The following is a 4,819-nucleotide window of genomic DNA, read 5'->3' as shown; positions in this document are numbered from 1 at the left end:
TTCAGCTTCATGAACGCCGTTTAATCGGTGCTTATGAAATTTAATTTTCACTAACCTGTGGTTTGTGGGTATTCAAAAAATTATTCAGTTTTTTATTAGTTTTTTCATTATGTTTTGCAAATCTAACGTTTGTAAATGCATCTAATATGCTGGATGAAAAAACTAGTGTTCCTAATGGAACATTTGAAAGAAAAGTAGAAGCAAAAGAGTTACATGATTTTGTTTCTAAGAGTAATGGTGAAGTTACATCAAATGAAGATGGTATAGTGTTGAGTAAAAAAGTTGATGCTGATCATCATGCTTTATTAAATAAAGGAGATAAATACAGAAGCTTTATTTATGAAGGAGATGTAAAACTTATTGATGGAATTAGTGCAGGATTGATGGTAGGCGTTGCAGATCAGGAAAATGTCACTAATTCGTGGTATGCAATTAATTTTAATACTGAAGAGACACAAAATCGAGCTCGATTATTTAAAGTAGAAAATGATGTTACAAATTACGCTTACATAACTAGTGATGAAGCCAGTTTGATTGATTTTAGTAATACAGTTCATATGTATATTGAATTTGATGAAATGGGTAATTATGTTTTTAAGTTATCAAATAATGCTAAAAATGAAGTTATTAGAACTGGTAAAATTGATAATTGGAATGGGGGATATATTGGGTTATTAACATTTAATAGTAGTGCTATATTTAGTAATATTAAAATTACAGATACAAGTAATTCTGATAATTTAAAGACAAACTTAGATGGTATTAAAGAAAATGATAACTATCAAATTAGTGATATTGGAATTACAGGAAAATCTAATGGTGCAAATGATGCGTTTTTGTTAAGTGAAACAGATGGAGATAATTTTGTTTATGAAGCAGATGTTAAGTTTAATGAACGTCGTGGTGCAGCATCATTAGTGTTTAGAGCAAGTGAAGATTTAAATAATAAAAGTATGTATGTAGCAAATATTAATGGTGCTAGTGGAGAAGTAAGATTATTTAAATTTGGACAAGATGATAATTATGATTTGGCTAGATCAAAGTTTATATCATTAGATGAAAATGATGAGTATCATTTAAAAGTGACTGTTATTGATAAACATATTGTTTATTATATCAATGGTCAACTTGTAATAAATACTGCTGATTATACGATGAATGAGCGTAATGAAGATTCTCATTATGGACAAAATGATGCTCTTACAAGTGGTAAATTTGGTTTACTTACTTGGAATGGCAATGTAACATATCAAAATATTGAATACACACCTATAGATGATACTAATTCACCTCAATTAGATAATTTGAGTGTTAAAAGTATTAATGGTAAAGTTGATAAACAAATTGCATTTTCTAAAGGTCAATATGTTTACATTACATATGTTACAAACAGTACCACAGCAGTAAGTTTAATTCCAGAAATTAAAAATGATAGTCAAATTGTTGCGACTAATGAAAATGGAGAAATTGTTGATATTAATAATTTGCCAGTTACCAAAGATCTACAAACTTATACATTAACAGTAAGAAATGGAAATGCAAAGGTTTTATATCGAATCCGTGTTCATCGTATGCAAGCTGATGAATCATACTATAACGAAGATTATCGTGGTCAATACCATTATTCTGTAAAAGATGGATGGGGTAATGATCCATGTGGACTAGTATATTATAAAGGAAAATATCATTTATTTTACCAATACTATGATTCACCAAATTGGGGACCAATGCATTGGTCTCATGCGACAAGTACAGATTTGATTCATTGGAAAGAACAGCCAATTCAATTTTATCCAGATGAATATGGAACAATGTATTCAGGGTGTGCAGTAATTGCTAATCATAAAACAGCACCAGCAATATTTAATGAAGGTGAAGAAGGACTTGTATTCTTTATTACTTCTAATGGTGGTAATGGTAGTGATGTTCAAAAAATTACTGCAGCATATAGTAAAGATGGCGAAACTTTCCATAAATATGATGAAGGAAAAGTCTTAATTAATTGGACAGACGATTCTTTAAAAAATACTGCATGTAGAGATCCAAAAGTATTTAGATATGAAAATAAATGGTTTATGGTGATTGCTGGAGGACCATTAAGAATATATTCATCAGATGATTTAGTTAATTGGCAAGTTGAATCAGTTTATGGAGATTTACATACTGAATGTCCGGATTTATATCCATTAGTAGTTAAAGATGAAAATAATCAAGAAACTGGCGAAGTTAAATGGGTTTTAGACCGTGGTGGAAGAAAATATAAAATAGGTGATTTTAAACAAGTTAATGGTCAATGGTCTTTTGTTCCTGATGAACAATATGCAAGTACTAATGCTGGTGGAATGGGAAATGAAGATAATGATGGAATTATGAACTTTGGTCCTGATTCATACGCAGCAATGACATATTATAGAGGGGATTTTGGAACTGCAAATAATTTTAAAGCTCAAAATATTATTGCGATAAATTGGATGAATACTTGGGATAGTGGTTTTAATAATGCAATTCCTAAGGCTAATGGTAATACTATTTTTAACGGAACATATAATTTACAGTTAAGATTAGGAATCAAGAAGAATAGTTCTGGAAAATATTATTTAACTCAAACCCCAATTAATGAATATAAAACATTAAGAGATAAAGCAAATAAAGTTGAATTAAATAACGTTACTATTAATGAAAAAAATAATCCATTAAAGAATTTTAGTGGTGATAGTTATGAAATTGTTGCAAATTTAAAACCAGATAGTAAATGTAGTGAAGTAGGTTTTAAAGTTAGAACAGGTTATGATCAAGAAACAGTTGTTAAATATAATCTAAAAAATAAACAGTTAACTATTGATCGTTTAAAATCAGGAGTTATTGTTGTTGAAGGTGAACGACTTAATGTATGTAGTCAAAATGTTAAATTGAATGATGATGGTTCAATTGATTTACATATTTATGTTGATCGCAGTTCTGTAGAAGTATTTACAAAGGATTATACAGTTGCAGGAGCAATGCAAATTTTTGCAAGTTCAGTAAGTAAAGGTTTAAGTGTTTATAGTATTGATGGTAATGCTACTGGAAATATTACGATATATCCAATGAAAACAATTTGGACAGATAAATTAACATCAACTAAACCACTATCTGTAGGAATTAATAAAACTAATATCGATGGCTATGTAGGAGATGAATTTACATTAAATAGTTGGGTTTCACCAGCTGAATCATCTCAAGATTTAGTTTATACAGTTGATAATAAGGATGTTATTTCCTTAGAACAAGATGGTAGCAAAGCTGTATTAAAAGCATTGAAAGCTGGTGACGCAACAATCACTGTTGCAGCAAAACAAAATCCAAACATTACAAAAAAGTGTTTAGTTCATATTTATAAAAATAATTTTAAAACAAATTTAAGTGATTTTAAAGCTGTAGCTGGCAACTGGCATGTTGATGATGAAACATATGTTGCATCTTGTAATGACAACGGCTTCATGTTTGCGAATAAAATTAGTACAAATAAATTTAAATATGAAATAGATGCTACATATCAAACAGGTGTATTAAACTTTATTTTCCAATCAAAAACAAAAAATGTATGGGATGGATGTTATTCATTACAATTAAATGGAAACACTGTACGTTTGTTTGATTTTAAAGATGATTATACATTTGCAAGTACAAATAACCTAGCAATAGCACCTGATAACAAATACCATATAGAAATTAATGTCGACGGTAATAAAATTGTTGCCTTAGTAAATGGTGTAGAATATATAAATCATGTAATTAGTGAATCTGATCGTCAATATAATGAAGGTTATGTAGGCTTAGGAATATATAATACAAATGCTAAATATCAAAATTTCTATATTACAACAGGTACACCAATAACTCAAATAACATCTAAAATACCAGATTTACACCCAGCTATTAATGCTAATTTAGAAGATATCAAAGCACTTTTACCAACAATGGTAACTGTTGCTGGGGATGATAATTTAAATAAAAAAGAAATGGCTGAAATTAAATGGAATTTAGATACAATTGATGTTAATGTACCAGGTACTTATAGCGTAACAGGAACAATTGCAAATGGTGTTACAACAACTGTAAAAGTAATAACTCGTTCAAATAAAGCATTAGCTGATTTGGTGGCTAAAACATACAATGAAAAAGATTATACATCAAATAGCTATAAAGAATATTTATTAGCACTAGATAGGGCAAAAGAAGTATTAAATACTGATGATAGTAGTCAAAAAGAAATTGATACAGCATATTCAAATTTACAGTTAGCTATTGAAAAATTAATTCTAATCAAAGTTGATAAAACTGCTCTAAAAGCACTCATCGATAAAGCAAGTGGTTTAGAAGCTACAAAATACACAGAAGCTACATGGACTCTATTTAATGATGCCTTAAAAGCAGCAACTGATGTATATAATGATGAAAATGCAACACAAATTGAAGTGGATAATGCAAAAGCTGAATTAGAAAAAGCAATGGCAAACTTAAAAACAATAAATAATGATGATACAACTGTAAGTGTAAACACAGGTGATGAAAGCTTAGTAGGAATGTTTGCAGTAATTACTTTATTAAGTATTGTTGGATATACATTATTAAGAAGAAAAGAATATTAATATAATTGAACGTTTTGAATTAAGAGAACAGCTCTGAAAAGAGTTGTTCTTTTTTTTAGTGAAGTGAACTATGTTATAATGTCAAAAGATAAGGAGAACAGTATGTTAACAGTAAGCGCCAAATTATATAGTGTACCTAAAAAGGACGATTAAATCGAAAATGTGATTTAATCGTCCTTTATTCCAAA

1 protein-coding gene is annotated in these 4,819 nt (G+C 29.0%); it reads left to right on the top strand.

Annotated features, from left to right (window positions below; translation table 11 throughout):
* The first annotated feature begins 62 nt into the window (after positions 1–62).
* A complete protein-coding gene (locus ABUA27_RS12150) occupies positions 63–4,631 on the top strand; it encodes a GH32 C-terminal domain-containing protein (protein ID WP_349820810.1) in 4,569 nt (1,522 codons plus the stop codon).
* The last annotated feature ends 188 nt before the right edge of the window (positions 4,632–4,819 follow it).

This window comes from Catenibacterium sp. RTP21428st1_D7_RTP21428_210409 (assembly GCF_040227455.1).
Lineage (GTDB): Bacteria > Bacillota_I > Bacilli_A > Erysipelotrichales > Coprobacillaceae > Catenibacterium > Catenibacterium mitsuoka_A.
Note: the sequence above shows the minus strand (reverse complement) of the source record. Positions and strands in the feature narration are given on the sequence as shown.